The organism is Pseudomonas sp. BIGb0176 (assembly GCF_024810175.1).
GTDB classification, from domain to species: domain Bacteria; phylum Pseudomonadota; class Gammaproteobacteria; order Pseudomonadales; family Pseudomonadaceae; genus Aquipseudomonas; species Aquipseudomonas protegens.
In genome coordinates this window covers 215,049-232,067 of the sequence record NZ_JANUEC010000001.1, presented here as the reverse complement: position 1 = coordinate 232,067, position 17,019 = coordinate 215,049, and the positions used below count along the sequence as shown (strand labels likewise).

Below are 17,019 nucleotides of genomic sequence, written 5' to 3'. Positions count from 1 at the left end.
AAGCGATCCCCCAGACACCGCTACCGCAGGAGCCTGGCTTGCCGGCGAAGGCGATCTTTCGGGCCTCTTCGCCGGCAAGCCAGCTCCTACAAGAGTGGAGGTGGGCTCAGGCTGGAGCCAGGGCGAAAAACGCCTGGATCAAGCGCAGGTCCCGGCGCCGCTCCACGCAGCCGATCATGTGCCGGTTGACCAGCCCCGCACCGCGGATCGGCACCGTGCGCACCCGCGGGTCGTGGCCAACCTCCACCGAACTGACAATGCCCGCCCCCAGGTGCGCCGCCACCGCCTCGGTCACCGCTTCGCGGCTGTCCAGCTCCAGCAGCACCCGGGGCTGGACCTGGGCCAGCCCACAGGCCTCATCGAACGTCCGGCGGGTGATCGAACCCGGTTCGCGCAGCACCATGATCACCTGGTCCAACTGCTTGATGGCGACGCCCTCGGCCAGTTCCAGCCAAGGGTGCCCATCGGGCACCAGGGCACAGATCCGCGACTCGCCCAGGCTTTGCAGGTGCAGGCCCTTGCGCGGCTCGACCTCGGTCAGCACCGCCACGTCGGCATGCTCGGACAACAGCGCCGCCAGGGTTTCCTGGGCATTGCCCAGGCGCAGGTTGACCGTCACCCCCGGGTAGCGCGCCCGCAGGCTGGCCAGCATCGGCATGACCAGATGGGGGCCGTCCGCTGCCACTTCCAGGCGCCCGGTGAGCAATTGCCGGTTGGCCTCGAGCATGGCCTGGGCCTCTTCCGCCAGGCCGAACATGGCCCGGGTAATGGCCGCCAGCTTGATGCCCTCTTCGGTCAGTTCCACCCGGCGCGCAGTGCGCCGCAGCAAGGTGATCTGGTAATGCTCTTCCAGGGCCTTGATATGCCCGGTGACCGCCGGCTGGCTGATGAACAGCCGCCCGGCGGCCCGGGTAAAGCTGCCTTCCCGGGCCACGGCGTCGAATGCGCGGAGTTGAAACAGGTTCATAGCTATCGGCCTCACTGATGGCTGGCATAACAACAAACAATTTGATTGATGACAAGGCAAACTGCAATTTAGTCCCCGTAGCGTCATCCCCACCTTTTCGAGGACACAGCATGAGCATCGCCGAGCCAATCCTGCTTACCCCCGGCCCCCTGACCACCTCCGCCCGCACCCGCCAGGCAATGCTGGTGGACTGGGGTTCGTGGGATGACCGCTTCAACCAGCTGACCGCCAGCCTGTGCCAACAGCTGCTGGCCATCATCCAGGGCGCCGACAGCCATCACTGCGTGCCCCTGCAAGGCAGTGGCACCTTCGCCGTGGAAGCGGCCATCGGCACCCTGGTGCCCCGCGACGGCAAGGTCCTGGTGCTGATCAACGGTGCCTACGGCAAGCGCCTGGCGAAGATCTGCGAAGTGCTCGGCCGGGATTTCAGCACCTTCGAAACCGCCGAGGACCAGCCCACCACGGCCGCGGATGTCGAGCGCCTGCTCCAGGCCGACAGCAGCATCAGCCACGTGGCGCTGATCCACTGCGAAACCAGCACCGGCATCCTCAACCCGCTGCCGGAAATCGCCCAGGTGGTGGCCAGCCATGACAAGCGCCTGATCATCGACGCCATGAGTTCCTTCGGCGCGCTACCCATCGATGCCCGGGAAATCCCCTTCGATGCGCTGATCGCCGCCTCCGGCAAATGCCTGGAAGGCGTGCCCGGCATGGGCTTTGTCTTCGCTGCCAAGGCCTCCCTGGCCCAGGCCGGCGGCAATGCCCATTCCCTGGCCATGGACCTGCACGACCAGCACAGCTACATGGCCAAGACCGGCCAGTGGCGCTTCACCCCGCCGACCCACGTGGTCGCCGCGCTGCACGAAGCCCTGCTGCAATACGCCGAGGAAGGTGGCCTGCCGGCGCGCCACGCCCGCTACGCCGACAACTGCCAGACACTGCTCGACGGCATGGGCGAACTGGGCCTGCGCAGTTTTCTGCCGGAAGCGATCCAGGCACCGATCATCGTCACCTTCCACGCCCCGAAAGATCCCCGCTACCAGTTCAAGGATTTCTACGAGCGGGTCAAGGCCAAGGGTTTCATCCTCTACCCGGGCAAGCTGACCCAGGTCGAAACCTTCCGCGTGGGCTGCATCGGCCATGTCGACCGCCGCGGCATGCAGGCTGCCGTCACCGCCATCGCCGAGGTGCTGCGGGAGATGGAAGTCCTCGATATCTGACTCCCCACCGAGCCTGTAGGAGCGAGCTTGCTCGCGAATCAGGCGACGCGATACCGAACCTTTTTTGCGAGCAAGCTCGCTCCTACACAGGCATCGAAACCATGAACTACAGCAACCCTTCTCAGCTGCAAGCGGCGATCCTCGACTGGGCCGGCACCGTGGTCGACTTCGGCTCCTTTGCCCCGACCCAGATCTTTGTCGAAGCCTTCGCCGAGTTCGATGTGCAGGTGTCCATCGAAGAGGCCCGCGGCCCCATGGGCATGGGCAAGTGGGATCACATCCGCACCTTGTGCGACCTGCCGGAGGTGGCCGAGCGCTATCGCAAGGTCTTCGGCCGCACCCCGACTGACGCCGATGTGACCGCTATCTACGAACGCTTCATGCCGTTGCAGATCGAGAAGATCGCCGAGCACTCGGCGCTGATCCCCGGCGCCCTGGAGGTGATCGCCAAGCTGCGTGGACAGGGGATCAAGATCGGCTCCTGCTCCGGCTACCCCAAGCAGGTGATGGACAAGGTGGTAGCCCTGGCCGCCACCAACGGCTACACCGCCGACCACGTGGTGGCCACCGACGAAGTGCCCAACGGCCGCCCATGGCCAGCCCAGGCCCTGGCCAACGTGATCGCCCTGGGCATCGACGACGTGGCCGCCTGCGTGAAGATCGACGACACCGTACCGGGCATTCTCGAAGGCCGCCGCGCCGGCATGTGGACCGTGGCGCTGACCTGCTCGGGCAATGCCCTGGGCCTGACCTACGAAGGCTACCGGGCCCTGGCCAGCGACACCCTGGCCAGCGAGCGCAAGCGCATCCACAAGCTGTTCGAGGCTTCGCGCCCGCACTACCTGATCGACACCATCGCCGACCTGCCCCAGGTGATCGCCGACATCAACCAGCGCCTGGCCCGGGGGGAAATGCCCCAGGGCAACTGATTCAGGCACGGAGCAATATTAAAAAACGGCGGTGCCTTCGGGGCCGCCGTTTTTTTATACCCGCCCACCGCCCCGACGCTGCACAGGGGGGCGATAAAAGCCGCTACAGCTCCAGGCAGACCGGCATAAAGCGGATTACAGTTAAAGCACTCCGTCGCTCAAGAACGGAGGCTTCAGACCTGATGACCGAGGATGTCCCGTATGCCCTGGAAAAACACTGAGTCTCGCTACAGCACCATGACGATCGCCCTGCACTGGTTGATGCTGGTGCTACTGGCCGTGGTTTACGCCTGTATCGAATTTCGCGGCATCTTCCCCAAAGGCAGCGGTGGTCGCACGCTGATTGTCGAAGCCCACTTCATGCTCGGCCTGACAGTGTTTGCGCTGGTCTGGCTGCGCCTGTTCGCTCGTGCCCAGGGCGTAGCTCCGAAGATCCTGCCCACCCCGCCCCACTGGCAACGGCTGCTGTCGACCCTGATGCACTGGGCGCTGTACCTGTTCATGATCGCCATGCCGATCCTCGGCTGGCTGACCACCAGCGCCAAGGGCCACCAGGTGATGTTCTACGGCCTCGACCTGCCGCTGCTGCTGGCCGAGAACAAGCCACTGGCCAAGCAGCTCCAGGGCTGGCACGAACTGCTGGGTACGGTCGGCTACTGGCTGATCGGGCTGCACGCCCTGGCCGGGCTCTATCACCATTACGTGATGCGCGACAACACTCTGCAACGCATGTGGCGCAAGCGCGGTCAGGCCTGAGCCAACAGCCCGCGGCGGCCCTGCAGGCCGCCGGTATGCACAAAGATCAACCGGCAACCCGGGGCGAAACGCCCGGCCTGGACCTGTTCCTGCAAAGCCAGCAGGGCCTTGCCGGTGTACAAGGGTTCAAGCGGTAGAGCGCATTGTTGTTCAGTGAGCCGGATAAACCCGCTTAACACTTCATCGACCTTGGCAAAACCGCCGCGGCTGCTGTCCAGCAGCTGATAACCGCCGCAGCCCTGCCCGGCCTCTTGCAAGATCCCCTCGACCTGCTGCGCCACCCCGTGATCCTCGGGAACCGCCAGGGCGCCGTAGACCGGATGCGCTCCGGCCTCCGCCAGCACCAGCCCGGCCAGGGTAGTACCCGTGCCGGCGGCCAGCCACCAGCCGTGGTAGTCGCTCCAGCCCAGGCTCGGCAACTGCCGCCGCACCTGATCGCGCAGGGTCATGCAGCCCGCTGCGCCGGCCAGGCCACCGCCGCCTTCAGGCACCGGGTATAACTCCGGATACCGGGCCTGCCAGGGCGTCCAGAAACCCGCCTCGTGGCGCGCGCGATAACCGCCATAGCCCAGCCAGTGCAGGCGCATGCCGAAGGCTTGCAGGTCGAGCACCGTCGGTGTGTCCTGTGGATGGCCACGCAACAGACCCACGGTGGGAAAGGCAAAACGCCGGCCAGCAGCGGCCAGCGCATGCAGATGATTGGAATGGGCGCCCCCCAGGCTGATGATGCCGTGGGCACCGGCGGTACGTGCCGCCGCCAGGTGTTCGGTCAGCTTGAACCACTTGTTGCCACTGATCAGCGGGTCGATCAGGTCCAGGCGCAGCACCGCCACCTCGACCCCGGCCCGCGACAGCCAGTCCAGCTCCAGCCGTTGCAGCGGGGCGTGGGGTAACCAGTCGAAGGATTCGGGGAAGGACATCGGCAGCGGGGGTTCGGGGAAGAAGCTGCGCAGTCTATCAGCTCCAGGCCCAGGCTCATCCTTGTAGCCGCTGCCGCAGGCTGCGAACGGGTTCGCAGAACCCGCAAGACAGGCAACCGCGCTCGCTGGTTGCAGCGCGATTGCCCGCTGGGCGAGTCCTGCGGCCTCGTGCCCAGCCTACGGCAGCGGCTACAGGACGGCAGGCCGTTACAGCTCGGCCGCCAGACGCGAACCCTGGTTGATGGCGCGCTTGGCGTCCAGTTCGGCGGCCACATCGGCACCACCGATCAGGTGCACGTTCTGCCCTGCCGCCACCAGGCCGTCCTGCAGTTCACGCAGCGGATCCTGGCCGGCACAGATGACGATGTTGTCCACCGGCAGCACCTGGGGTTCGCCGGCCTCACCGATACGGATATGCAAGCCGGCATCGTCGATCTTCAGGTACTCGACGCTGTTGAGCATCTGCACCTGCTTGTTCTTCAGACCGGTGCGATGGATCCAGCCGGTGGTCTTGCCCAGGCCGTCGCCGACCTTGGTCTTCTTGCGCTGCAAGAGGAACACCTGCCGCGCTGGTGCATGGGGCTCGGGCTTGATCCCGGCCACACCGCCACGGGCCTGGAGCTGGGTGTCGATGCCCCATTCCTTCCAGAATGCCTGGCGATCCTGGCTGGTGGCCACACCCTGGTGCACGAGGAATTCGGAAACATCGAAGCCGATGCCGCCGGCACCGATCACCGCCACGCTCTTGCCCACCGGCTTGCGCTCGAGCAGCACGTCCAGGTAACTGAGGACCTTGGCGTGCTCCACCCCGGGAATCGCCGGCACGCGAGGGGCAATGCCGGTGGCCAGGATGATTTCGTCAAAGCCGCCGGCCACCAGTTGCTGCACATCGACGCGGGTGTTGAGGCACAGCTCGACATGGCTGGTCTGCAACTTGCGCTTGAAGTAGCGCAGGGTCTCGAAGAACTCTTCCTTGCCCGGCACTCGCTTGGCGATGTTGAACTGGCCGCCGATCTCGCTGGCGGAATCGAAAAGGGTCACCTGATGCCCACGCTCGGCAGCCACGGTAGCGGCGGACAGGCCCGCCGGGCCGGCACCGACCACGGCGATCTTCTTGATCTGCTTGACCGGCAGGTAGTTCAGCTCGGTCTCGTGGCAGGCGCGCGGGTTGACCAGGCAACTGGTGAGCTTGCCGCCGAACGTATGGTCCAGGCACGCCTGGTTGCAGCCGATGCAGGTATTGATTTCGTCAGCGCGGCCTTCGGCGGCCTTGTTGACGAAGTCCGGGTCGGCCAGGAATGGCCGCGCCATGGAGACCATGTCGGCATCGCCCTCGGCGAGGATCTGCTCGGCGACTTCCGGGGTGTTGATGCGGTTGGTGGTGATCAGGGGAATGCTCACCGAACCGCGCAGCTTGGCCGTCACCTTGCTGAATGCGGCACGCGGCACCTTGGTGGCGATGGTGGGAATCCGCGCTTCGTGCCAGCCGATCCCGGTGTTGATCAGGGTGGCGCCGGCCTGCTCGATGGCCTGGGCCAGTTGCACGATCTCTTCCCAGGTGCTGCCGCCTTCCACCAGGTCGAGCATCGACAGGCGGAAGATGATGATGAAGTTCGGGCCCACCGCCTCACGTACCCGACGGACGATTTCCACCGGCAGGCGCATGCGGTTTTCATAGCTGCCGCCCCAACGATCGGTGCGGTGGTTGGTGTGGGCGGCCAGGAACTGGTTAATGAAATAACCTTCCGAGCCCATGATCTCGACACCGTCGTACTCGGCCTTCTGGGCCAGGGTCGAGCAGGTGACGAAATCGCGGATCTGCTTCTCGATGCCTTCCTCGTCCAGCTCCTTTGGCTTGAACGGGTTGATCGGTGCCTGGATGGCGCTGGGAGCCACCTGCTTGGGGCTGTAGGCATAACGCCCGGCATGAAGGATCTGCATGCAGATCTTGCCGCCGGCCTCGTGCACCGCCCGGGTCACGATCTGGTGCTTGAGTGCCTCTTCTTCGGTGGTCAGCTTGGCGGCGCCGGAATACACCCCGCCCTCATCGTTGGGGCCGATGCCGCCGGTGACCATCAGGCCCACGCCGCCCCGGGCACGCTCGGCAAAGTACGCCGCCATGCGCTCGAAGCCGCCGGGCTTTTCTTCCAGACCGGTGTGCATCGACCCCATCAGGGTACGGTTGCGCAGGGTGGTGAAACCCAGGTCGAGGGGGGCCAGCAAATGCGGGTAAGGTGCTCCAGCCATGGTGTCACTCCAGATCGGGCAATCACGGAAAAATGCGGAAGCTCTGCGGCTTCCATCAGTAGTGCTGCACAGACTAAGAGCAGAACATCGGGCACTCAATGACCGTAACTGACAACTTAATGATCAGAACGCACACCCTTTTTCCATTCCCCCTTCCACTTAAAGTGCCGCGTAGGCCAGCGCGGCAAGTTGCTGCGGGCGGGGATCGATCATGGTGTGCCGGCCCGAGGTGGTGGTGACAAAGCCGAAGCTCACCTCGCGTTCGGGGTCGGCAAAACTGATCGGGCCGCCCAGGCCGATATGACCGAAAGTCTCGGGCCCCATGCCGAGGGAGGCAGCCGGATCGGCCGGTTGCTCCATCATGCAGCCCAGGCCATAGCGCATGGGGCGTCGCCAGATGCGATCCATGTCATTGCTGTGCTCGCGGGTGAACTCACTCAACAGGTCGGGCCCGATCAGGCGGCCCCCCAGCAATGCGCTGTAAAAGCCGGCCAGGCCATGGGCGGTGCTGTGGCCGTTGACCCCCGGCTGCCGATAGGCCCACCAGCGGGGGTCGCAGGTGCGCCGGGGGACCATGCCCGGGTTGGTAAAGGCCAGGGTCGCGACATGCTCCGGCTCGGCAATGATCACCTTGCGCAGGTCCTCCGAGTAGTAGTCGCCCACCCGCCCCTCGGCGGCATCGAAATGCGCGATACGCTCAAAATCCTGTTCCTCGACCCCCAGGTAAACCTCCAGGTCATGGGGCCGGGTGATCCGCTCGTGGATGAAGGTGCAAGGCTCTCGACCGTCGACCCGGCGAATCAACTCACCGATGACCCAGCCAAAGATAGTGGTGGCATACCCCAACCCGGTTCCTGGCTGCCACCACAATGGCTCGGCAGCCAGGATCTCAACCATGTGCTCCCAGTCATACATCATGGCGTTGTGATTGGGCCCGCGCAGCGCCGGTATGCCGGAGGTGTGGGTCATGACCTGGCGCACGGTGACCCGCCCCTTGCCGCCCTGGGCAAACTCGGGCCAGTAGCGGGCCACCGGCGCGTCGAGCTCCAGCCTGCCCTCCTCCACCAGCATCAGGGCAGCCACTGCGGCCAAGGGCTTGATGGTGCAGAAGGTATTGGCCAGGGTGCCGTGGTGCCACGGCTTGTTGCCCTCCAGGTCCGCCACGCCGGCCCACAGGTCGACCACGGTCTGGCCGCCGACCTGCACACAGAGCCCGGCGCCGCGCTCCTGGGGATCATCGAACATTGCCTCGAAGGCGTGCAGCACGGCTTCGAAACCCTTCGCACATGTTCCTTGCGCTTCCATTCTCAAAACTCCCATCCATCGTCATGCCGCCCTGGCGAGAGTCGGCCAGGGTCAGCATGAGTTAAAAACCGAAACCAAGAGGCCGGTTGCATTCGTCAATGGCAATGCAAACCTGTGATAACAAGAACAATAGAGGTGCAAAAGACCTTCAGCCTCTGGACTGAAAGTGGACCGTATCCAACTTGAAACGATTTGCGCGCTTGTAGGTACCGAAGTCATTGAAACGAACTCCGGCCTTCGCCATGACTTCATGGGCATAGGGCGCCGTCATCTGTCGAAGATAAAAAGGATCTTTCACGACAAAATGATGAATACTGTGAGTACTGCCAAAGTTGAAACAGAACAACTGGAACGGCCACAGCAGCCAATGGTTCATTACTTGGGTTTGTTGTAGAGCATTGCGTGGCGCAACATCACCGTAATAATGCATATTGGAACTGATGAAATACAGGCAGAACTGTCGAATCATATTCGGCGCAACAACAATGACCACTGCACAATCGATCACGTTCATCACTTGCAGCACTAACGACGAACTTGGTGGCGGCACTCCTGCCAGGCCGCCCAGCCAGGTAGACAAGTGATAACCCAGGAACACATACCAGCTGCCCCAGTACAGGAGCCCGAAAGGGGTATTGAGGCGAATGATCCTGGCCAGCAGTTTCATTTTCTGCCGCCAGCCCGGTGCGCAGACCGCATTCACAAAGCCGAACAGGAAGCCATCCATCAGCTTCAGCAGCCTGAGAATGCCCCAGGGGTTGCCGCTGGTGGTGATCCAGGCCTCGACATCGGTGGCGGTTCCGGATTCCTTGTGATGATGAAAGTGCAGGCCGCGCCTGAGCCAGGGGCTGGGCATTCCCGGGCGCGTCAGCCAGCACAGCAGCATCATGAAGTTATGGGCCAGAGGCTGTTTCCGGAAATACAGACGGTGAATCAGGTCATGTTCAAGTTCATGAATGATCGAGGTCGACAGCGCGTTTACCAAGATGCACAACCACGCGGGCATGATGCCCTTCACATACAACACACCAGTCACCACCATAACTGTCACCGAAACAGCCATGGCACTTGCACCCAGGGCGTTCTGATAGTTCAGGACAGGATAGCGTCTGCGTAGTTCGTTACCATGCTCGGTAATTTGGCGGGTGACTTCTTCGATCTTTTGCTGGTCAGTTACGGAACGACCGCAATCAAGTTCCTTTTCTATGGAGTTCATCACTTCATCCTTTGAAGAAAATGAGTGGAGGCGAACTTCAATAGAAAGACATACTTCGATAGCAAAACAACCAATTGGGCCGAAACGGCGGCTACAACTGATAAGTGGCCCCCTGGACCGCTGGTTTTTTTAACAACTGTTACGAATGACCCAGCAGTCCACTTTGGAACTATTAGTTCGCCACTACTGAACCTCTTCGGATAAGTCCCGAAGAACTTTCAAGATCGCTTCATTGTCGAACAACCCATCAACGTGCAAAACCTCAAACTTCGACGAAAGTAGGGGCAACTGCACTAAACCTGACGCGCTCGATGCAGGACCGCAGCACCCTGCCAGCCCTCTCCCCCCTGAGGCGACATCGCAGGCGCAGCCCAGGTAAAAGCCCGAAACGCCACGGAAAATGACCCATTTCATGCAAAAAACCGCTCTAACACACTGTTTTCCTGTACCTTTGGCCCAAATATCCGAGAAATGTCACGATCCAGCACACGGCCGCTGACTGTTTTCCCATGCGCAAACTTCTCTACATCACCCTCACCCTGGCCCTGCTTGCCGCCATCACCAGCTACGCCATCTGGACCCGTGATCGTCCAGGGGCGCACTACCTGTCGGACCTGCGTATCCAGCTCGCGGTGGATCAGGGTGTGCCTGCCGACCACGGCAACCTGCTGGCAATCCAGCCCGAGCTGTTCCCCACCGACTACCAGAGCATCGAGCGCCTGCATCGCAAGCTTGCGGCCTACATGCAGCAAGCCCGTGACAAGGGCCTGGTCAATGACAAGACCATCGTCGTGCTGCCCGAGCATGTCGGCACCTGGCTGATGGTCAGTGGTGAAAAGAATGAGCTGTATCAGGCCACCTCTCTGAAGGAGGCAATGAACTGGCTGGCGGTGAGCAACCCGCTGCCGTTTCTCAAGGCGCTGATCAGCGCCAGGGGTGACAGCCGCCTGGACGATGCGTACCTGCGCATGAAGGCCAAGAGGATGGCTCGGGACTATCAGTCGTTGTTCGGCGGCCTGGCCAAGGAGTTTCATGTGACCCTGGTGGCCGGCAGCATCATTCTTCCAGAACCCAGTGTCAGCCAGGGCAACCTGCAGATCGGCAGCGGCGCCCTGTACAACAGCAGCCTGGTGTTTGGCAGCGATGGCCTGCCCATGGGCCAGCCCCAGCGGCAGATCTACCCGACCTATGCCGAAAGCGGCTACGTGAAGGGCGATGCCGACAAAGCGCTGGAGGTTATCGACACCCCGGCCGGGCGCCTCGGTGTGCTGATCGGCAGCGACAGCTGGTACCCCGACAATTACCGCAAGCTCAATGACCAGCACGCCCAACTGGTGGCGGTCCCGGCCTTTGTCATGGGCCGTGATGGCTGGGACAAACCCTGGCGCGGATACAAGAGCATCGCCACCCCCAGCGAAGTCAGCCTCAAGCCCGAGGAAGTCAGCGAGGGTGAGGCCTGGCATCGCCTGACACTGACTGCGCGCGCACCCAGCAGCCTGGCCAGCGCCGGGGTCAGCGTGTTCCTGCGCGGTCAGTTCTGGGACCAACGCAGCAGTGGCCAGAGTTTCATCAACAGCAACGGCCAGACCTTTGCCGACGACGGCAACCGCGGCGCCCGCCTGCTGAACATCTGGTTGTAGGCCAATGAAAACCCCACCGATGCGCCTGGGCGACTTGTCGGTGGGCTTCGTCCATAGCCTGGTGGACGCGGTCCTCAGCTACGGGCAGGACCCCACCCCCCTGCTGGAACAGTACGCCCTGGACGCCGCACGCCTGGCCGAAGCCGGAGCGCGGCTGTCAATCCCGCGCTACATGCGCCTGGGCCACGGGGCGATCCAGCTGACCGGAGACCCGGCCCTGGGCTTGCGCATGGGCCGCCTGAGCCGGCTGAGCCAGGCCGGCCTGGCCGGAGTGACCGCAGCCCAGGCCCCCACCGTGCGCGAAGCAGCCCGCTGCCTGACCCGCTTCGAAGCTCTGTATGGCTCCAACTATCGCGGCCAGTCGAGCTTTCACGAGGATGCCAGCGGCGCCTGGCTGTGCTTCTACTCCATCAGCCCGTACAACGCCTACAACCGCTTCGTGGTGGACTCGATCATCTCCGGCTGGCTGCAGCAGTTGTCCAGCGTCGCCGACCAGGCGATCCACGCCGAACAGATCGATATCGAATTCCAGCGCCCGGACTACCACGAGGCCTATGCGGTGCTCGGCCCCACGCCTATCCAGTTCGGCGCCGAACAGAACCAGCTGCGCCTGAGCCAGGCCACCCTGGGCCTGCGCAACCCGCAGCATTGCCCGAGCACCTGGCGGCATCTGGTGCAGTTGTGCGAGAGAGAACTGGAACAACTGACCCGCACCCGCAGCCTGCGCGAACGCATCATTCAGATGCTGGGGCCTTTGCTCAATGGCGGTCGCGAGCCGGGCCTGGAAGAAGTGGCGATGCGCCTGAAGCTGCCGACCTGGACCCTGCGGCGCAAGCTGGCGGAAGAAGGGACGCAGTTCCGGGCAATTCTCAATGACACCCGCCGCGACCTGGCCATGACCTACATTCGCGATACTGAACTGGCGTTCGGGGAGATTGCCTATCTGCTGGGCTTTGCCTCAGCCGAGGCGTTTCAACGGGCCTTCAAGCGCTGGAATGGCCAGACCCCCGGGGATTTTCGCCGCAGCCACCGACAATTCGGCTAGAGAAACGGTAAAAAAAACGCCACCGGCGTTACAGCTCGGTGGCGTCTTCTGCAGGTTCCAGAGGATCCAGCTCGAAAGCCTGATACTCCAGCAGTTCCTCTTGGTATTCGTCCATGGCGGACTCCTTTTTCCGTTGTTGAAAGACCTTGTTCAATAGCCCTGTGCCTAATGACCATCGGGATCAGCATAAAGTGCCGGGATGACAGAAAAAATACTACCCCCCAGGTCAGGATTTCTATCATTAAAACGTAACAGCCCGTGAGGAATTTAACCCTCGAACACAGATGCAACTGCAACGATTGCAATTGCAATCATATTTGCCAATCCGTTAGGGTAGCCGCTCTCCCCCCTTGCGGACGGCGCCGAGCATGAACCCATCCTCACTTTTTCCCACTCGCCACAAGGCCCTCGCGCAACAGGCGGCCCAGGCCTGCCTGGACCTGCTCAGGAGCGCCCGCCCCCTGGCGGTTCGCCACTCAACACCGTGCTGGAGATGGCCAATACCCTGGAGCTGGACCGGCGCACCGCACGCCAGTCCTTTGTGGTGCGCAGCCACAGCGCACCACAAAGGAGTACCCGGATCAGCGCCTGGCCATTGTGGTTCTCCACCGACAGCGCGGAAAAACCCCTGCTCTATCTGCACCGCTGCAGTTCTTCGGCGCAGTTGTGCGCGGTCAGCGCCGAGACCGCGGCGCGGGGCATCCTGTGCAACGACAGTGAGACCCAAACCTCCCCATGGCCCAAGGGTGCCGACCCGTCACTGGCGTTGTGGCTGGCCCACAACCCGCACTGCCTGCCATTCGACCCGGCCACTGGCGCGGAGGCCGAGGCGATTATCCTGGAGGCCCTGCAACGCCTGTATATCGAGGGCCAGCCAGGCTTCTACTACCTGGCCCTGCATGACCATGAGCTGCAACTGGAACTGACGCCCGAGCAACGGCAAGCCGCATTGCAGGGGATGTACAAGGTGACGGACACCACTGCCCACCCAGCGGCGGGGCGCGTGCGACTGCTGGGCGCCGGCCGGGCGTTTGCCCAGGTCAGGGCCGCGGCGGATCTGCTGCAGCGTGATTGGAAGGTGGCCAGCCAGCTCTGGAGTTGCCCCAGCTACACCCGCCTGGCGCGGGAAGCGGCTGCGGCGCAGCATTGGAATCGCCTGCATCCTGGGCAGGAGAAGCGCGGCTCACACCTGCAGCGCTGCCTGGCGGATGACTCGGCGCCCGTGATTGCAGTGACTGGCTACGGCCAGGCGGTGGCCGAACAGCTACGCCCTCACCTCAAGGCCGAGCTGGTGGCCCTGGGCACCGACTCCTTCGATGCCGCCCGCGACCCGCGACGCGGCCGCTGCCCCGAGGCTCGCTGGATCGCCGTGCTGGCGCTCAAGAGCCTGGCAGACGCTGGGCAATTGCCCATGCAATGCGTGGAACAGGCCATGGCGACCTATGGCCTGCCCTGACGGTACCGGGCTCAGCCCCTAGAGCCTGTGTCGCCACCATTGGCCGCCGCCCGAGCCAGGGTCGCGGTGCGTTCCAGGGCATCGGCAAAGGCGTGTTTCTGCTCGCTGTCCAGTTGCGAGAGAAACAGCTCGGCCACTGTCGCCTCGTAGATTTTCCACATCTTCTTGCGCAGCTTTCGGCCTTCGTCGGTGATGCTGACAAAGGCCGCGCGACCATCGCCCTCACAGCGCGAGCGCTGCACCAGGCCGTCTTTTTCCAGGCGATCCACCAGGCGTGTGAGGTTGTAGCGCTCGATGGCCAGCACATCGGCCAATTCGTGCATGCGCCGGGTACCTTCGGCGCCGCTTTCCAGGCCCCAGAGGGCGTCGTACCAGGCGTACGCCGGCAAGCCGGCCTGGGCCAGGCGGCGCTCGATTTCGCGAATCACCGTCCGGTGAGCCCTGACAAAACGGAACCAGACATCGGGCTCTTTTGAAGACATGCCACACCATCCGAAGGTTTGAAGAAGGGTTGCAATAGTAGCGCATGCCGGGATAGATTCGGCCATGTAGTTGCAATTGCAATTACTTTTCCCGGCGCCGAATACCCTCCGATTCCACAAGAATCCGCGCGCTGGAACCCCGCCCAACACGGAGCCAGGTATGACCCAGAACAACAGTGCAACCCTCGATAACGATCCCCAGGAAACCCGCGAGTGGCTCGACTCTCTGGAGTCGGTGCTGACGGTGGAAGGTCGCCCGCGGGCCCATTACCTGATCGACCAGTTGCTGGATTTCGACGTGGCACGCCACGGCGACTTCCATGGCCGGGTGACCACGCCCTACATCAACACCATTGCCCCCGAGCGGCAGCTGCCCTACCCCGGCGACCTGGAGACCGAGCGCAAGCTCAACGCGATGATCCGCTGGAACGCCATGGCCATGGTGCTGCGCGCCGGCAAGCATTCGGGCGTGGGCGGCCACATCGCCACCTATGCTTCGGCAGCCGTGCTCTACGACGTGGGTTTCGATCATTTCTTCCGCGGCCGCAGCGACAGCTTCGACGGTGACATGGTGTACATCCAGGGCCACTCCTCCCCAGGCATCTACGGCCGCGCCTACCTGGAAGGCCGGATCAACGCCGCCCAGCTCGACAACTTCCGCCGCGAGGCCGATGGCCAGGGCATTTCCTCCTATCCGCACCCCAGGCTGATGCCGGACTTCTGGCAGTTCCCCACTGTATCCATGGGCCTGGGGCCGATCACCGCGGCCTATCAGGCGCGTTTCATGCGCTACCTGGAACTGCGCGGGCTCAAGCAGCACCAGGGGCGCAAGGTCTGGGCCTTCCTCGGCGACGGCGAAATGGACCAGCCCGAATCCCTGGCGGCGATTTCCCTGGCCGGGCGGGAGAAACTCGACAACCTGATCTTCGTCGTCAACTGCAACCTGCAACGCCTCGATGGCCCGGTACGGGGCAACGCCAAGGTCATCCAGGAGTTCGAAAGCCTGTATCGCGCCGCCGGCTGGAACGTGATCAAGGTGATCTGGGGCAGCGGCTGGGACGCGCTGCTGGAGAAGGACCGCAGCGGCCTGCTGCGCCAGCGCATGATGGAGTGCGTGGATGGCGACTATCAGAACTACAAGTCGCAGAACGGCGCCTATGTGCGCGAGCATTTCTTCGGCAAGTACCCGCAATTGCTGGAGCTGGTGGCCGATCTCTCGGACGAGCAGATCTGGAAGCTCTCCCGGGGCGGCCACGACCCGATCAAGGTCTACAACGCCTATGCCGCCGCAGTACGCCACAGCGGCCGTCCCACGGTGATCCTGGCGAAAACCGTCAAGGGCTTCGGCATGGGCGAGGCCGGCGAAGGCCAGAACATCAACCACCAGTTGAAGAAGATGGGGGCCGAGGCAGTGAAGGCCTTCCGTGATCGCTTCGAACTGCCGGTCAGCGATGAGCAACTGGCTGAAATGCCCTACCTCAAGCCCGCGGCGGACAGCACGGAAGGCCGTTACTTCGCAGCCTGTCGCAGCCGCCTGGGGGGCTATGTGCCGGCTCGCTACAACGACTGCGCACCGCTGCAGATCCCGGCCCTGGAAGCCTTCGCCACCCAGCTCAAGGACACCGGCGACCGGGCGATCTCCACCACCATGGCCTTCGTGCGCATCCTCGGCACCCTGCTCAAGGACCCGCAGATCGGCAAGCGGGTGGTGCCGATCGTGCCTGACGAGTCGCGCACCTTCGGCATGGAAAGCCTGTTCCGCCAGATCGGCATCCACTCGGCGGTGGGCCAGCTCTATACCCCACAGGATGCCGGGCAACTGAGCTACTACAAGGAGAGCAAGGACGGCCAGATCATGCAGGAGGGCCTGAACGAATCCGGGGCGATTTCCTCATGGATCGCCGCCAGTACCTCCTACAGCAACCACCAGGTCATGACCCTGCCCTTCTACATCTTCTATTCGATGTTCGGCTTCCAAAGGATTGGTGACCTGGCCTGGGCCGCCGGCGATGCGCGGGCCCGGGGCTTCCTGCTGGGCGCCACGTCCGGGCGCACCACGCTGATGGGCGAAGGCCTGCAGCACGACGACGGCCACAGCCATATCCTCGCCTCGGTGATCCCCTGCTGCATCTCCTACGACCCGACCTTCGCCTATGAACTGGCGGTGATCATCCATGAAGGCATGCAGCGCATGTATGTGCAGCAGGAGGATGTGTATTACTACATCACCCTGCTCAACGAAAACTACCCGCAACCGGCCATGCCCGAAGGTGCTCGCGAAGGCATTCTCAAGGGCTTGTACCGCTTCAGCTCAAGCACCGCCCAGGGCGCCAAAGCCCCGCGGGTGCAACTGATGGGCAGCGGCTCGATCCTGCGCGAGGTGATCGCCGCCGGGCAGCTGCTGGAGAAGGACTTCGGGGTGCAGAGCGACATCTGGAGTGCCACCAGCCTCACCGAACTGCGCCGCCAGGGCCTGGCGGCGGAGCGCTGGAACCTGCTGCATCCGCAGCAGCCTCGGCGAGCGGCCTATGTCGAGCAATGCCTGGAAGGCCATCAAGGCCCGCTGGTGGTGGCCACCGACTACATGAAACTGTTCGCCGACCAGATCCGCCCCTTCGTCGAGGGTCGGCGCTTCGTGGCCCTGGGCACCGACGGCTTCGGCCAGTCCGACACCCGGGAAAACCTGCGGCAGTTGTTCGAGGTGGACCGGCATTTCATCGCCCTGGCGGCGTTGAAAGCCCTGGCCGATGACGGGGAGATACCCTACAGCCAGGTCGGCGAAGCCTTGAGCCGCTATCGGATCGACGCTGAAAAAGTCGACCCGAGCTCGGTCTAG

Annotated in this window: 13 protein-coding genes and 1 pseudogene; 7 read left to right on the top strand and 7 right to left on the bottom strand. The window is 63.3% G+C overall.

Annotation, left to right across the window (positions count from 1 at the left end; translation table 11 throughout):
• Nucleotides 1-106: 106 nt before the first annotated feature.
• Nucleotides 107-967, bottom strand: a complete 861-nt coding sequence (locus M2395_RS00885; protein WP_123430462.1) for a LysR substrate-binding domain-containing protein — start codon at nt 965-967, stop codon at nt 107-109.
• A 110-nt stretch (nt 968-1,077) separates the two neighbouring features.
• Here M2395_RS00885 and M2395_RS00880 point away from each other — a divergent pair, with 110 nt between their 5' ends.
• From M2395_RS00880 to M2395_RS00870, 3 genes are all read left to right on the top strand, one after another.
• Nucleotides 1,078-2,187, top strand: coding sequence for a 2-aminoethylphosphonate--pyruvate transaminase (locus M2395_RS00880; protein ID WP_123430461.1), 1,110 nt, complete (start codon nt 1,078-1,080; stop codon nt 2,185-2,187).
• Between the two features lie 101 nt (nt 2,188-2,288).
• A complete protein-coding gene (gene phnX / locus M2395_RS00875; protein ID WP_015636337.1) occupies nt 2,289-3,116 on the top strand; it encodes a phosphonoacetaldehyde hydrolase in 828 nt (275 codons plus the stop codon).
• A 201-nt stretch (nt 3,117-3,317) separates the two neighbouring features.
• Nucleotides 3,318-3,872, top strand: coding sequence for a cytochrome b (locus tag M2395_RS00870; protein WP_011062254.1), 555 nt, complete (start codon nt 3,318-3,320; stop codon nt 3,870-3,872).
• Here M2395_RS00870 and M2395_RS00865 read toward each other — a convergent pair.
• From M2395_RS00865 to M2395_RS00850, 4 genes are all read right to left on the bottom strand, one after another.
• Complete coding sequence (locus M2395_RS00865; RefSeq protein WP_011062255.1) at nt 3,863-4,792, bottom strand: 1-aminocyclopropane-1-carboxylate deaminase/D-cysteine desulfhydrase; 930 nt, start codon at nt 4,790-4,792, stop codon at nt 3,863-3,865. The two genes, M2395_RS00870 and M2395_RS00865, sit on opposite strands and share 10 nt — an antisense overlap.
• Before the next feature lie 207 nt (nt 4,793-4,999).
• The gene (locus M2395_RS00860; protein ID WP_011062256.1) at nt 5,000-7,039 is read right to left on the bottom strand and encodes an NADPH-dependent 2,4-dienoyl-CoA reductase; all 2,040 of its coding nucleotides are present in this window, start codon (nt 7,037-7,039) and stop codon (nt 5,000-5,002) included.
• A 159-nt stretch (nt 7,040-7,198) separates the two neighbouring features.
• Nucleotides 7,199-8,344, bottom strand: coding sequence for a serine hydrolase domain-containing protein (locus M2395_RS00855; RefSeq protein ID WP_123430460.1), 1,146 nt, complete (start codon nt 8,342-8,344; stop codon nt 7,199-7,201).
• 148 nt (nt 8,345-8,492) lie between these two features.
• The gene (locus M2395_RS00850) at nt 8,493-9,560 is read right to left on the bottom strand and encodes a fatty acid desaturase (protein ID WP_123430459.1); all 1,068 of its coding nucleotides are present in this window, start codon (nt 9,558-9,560) and stop codon (nt 8,493-8,495) included.
• 509 nt (nt 9,561-10,069) lie between these two features.
• On the opposite strand from M2395_RS00850, the gene M2395_RS00845 reads away from it, so the two are divergent.
• A complete protein-coding gene (locus tag M2395_RS00845) occupies nt 10,070-11,200 on the top strand; it encodes a carbon-nitrogen hydrolase family protein (protein ID WP_015636340.1) in 1,131 nt (376 codons plus the stop codon).
• A gap of 4 nt (nt 11,201-11,204) precedes the next feature.
• Entirely contained in the window at nt 11,205-12,245 is a 1,041-nt protein-coding gene (locus tag M2395_RS00840) for an AraC family transcriptional regulator (protein ID WP_123430458.1), read from the top strand.
• Nucleotides 12,246-12,273: 28 nt separating this feature from the next.
• Here the strand turns inward: M2395_RS00840 and M2395_RS00835 are convergent, their stop codons facing one another.
• Nucleotides 12,274-12,399, bottom strand: a complete 126-nt coding sequence (locus M2395_RS00835; RefSeq protein ID WP_011062261.1) for a hypothetical protein — start codon at nt 12,397-12,399, stop codon at nt 12,274-12,276.
• A gap of 214 nt (nt 12,400-12,613) precedes the next feature.
• Between M2395_RS00835 and M2395_RS00830 the strand changes: the two are divergent.
• Nucleotides 12,614-13,701, top strand: a pseudogene (locus tag M2395_RS00830) (transketolase-like TK C-terminal-containing protein).
• A gap of 11 nt (nt 13,702-13,712) precedes the next feature.
• On the opposite strand, the gene M2395_RS00825 reads toward M2395_RS00830, so the two are convergent.
• Nucleotides 13,713-14,183 carry a MarR family winged helix-turn-helix transcriptional regulator gene (locus M2395_RS00825; protein ID WP_053152753.1) on the bottom strand — a complete coding sequence of 157 codons (471 nt, stop codon included), beginning with the start codon at nt 14,181-14,183 and terminating at the stop codon, nt 13,713-13,715.
• A gap of 160 nt (nt 14,184-14,343) precedes the next feature.
• Between M2395_RS00825 and aceE the strand changes: the two genes are divergently transcribed.
• Complete coding sequence (aceE, locus tag M2395_RS00820) at nt 14,344-17,019, top strand: pyruvate dehydrogenase (acetyl-transferring), homodimeric type (protein ID WP_077934514.1); 2,676 nt, start codon at nt 14,344-14,346, stop codon at nt 17,017-17,019.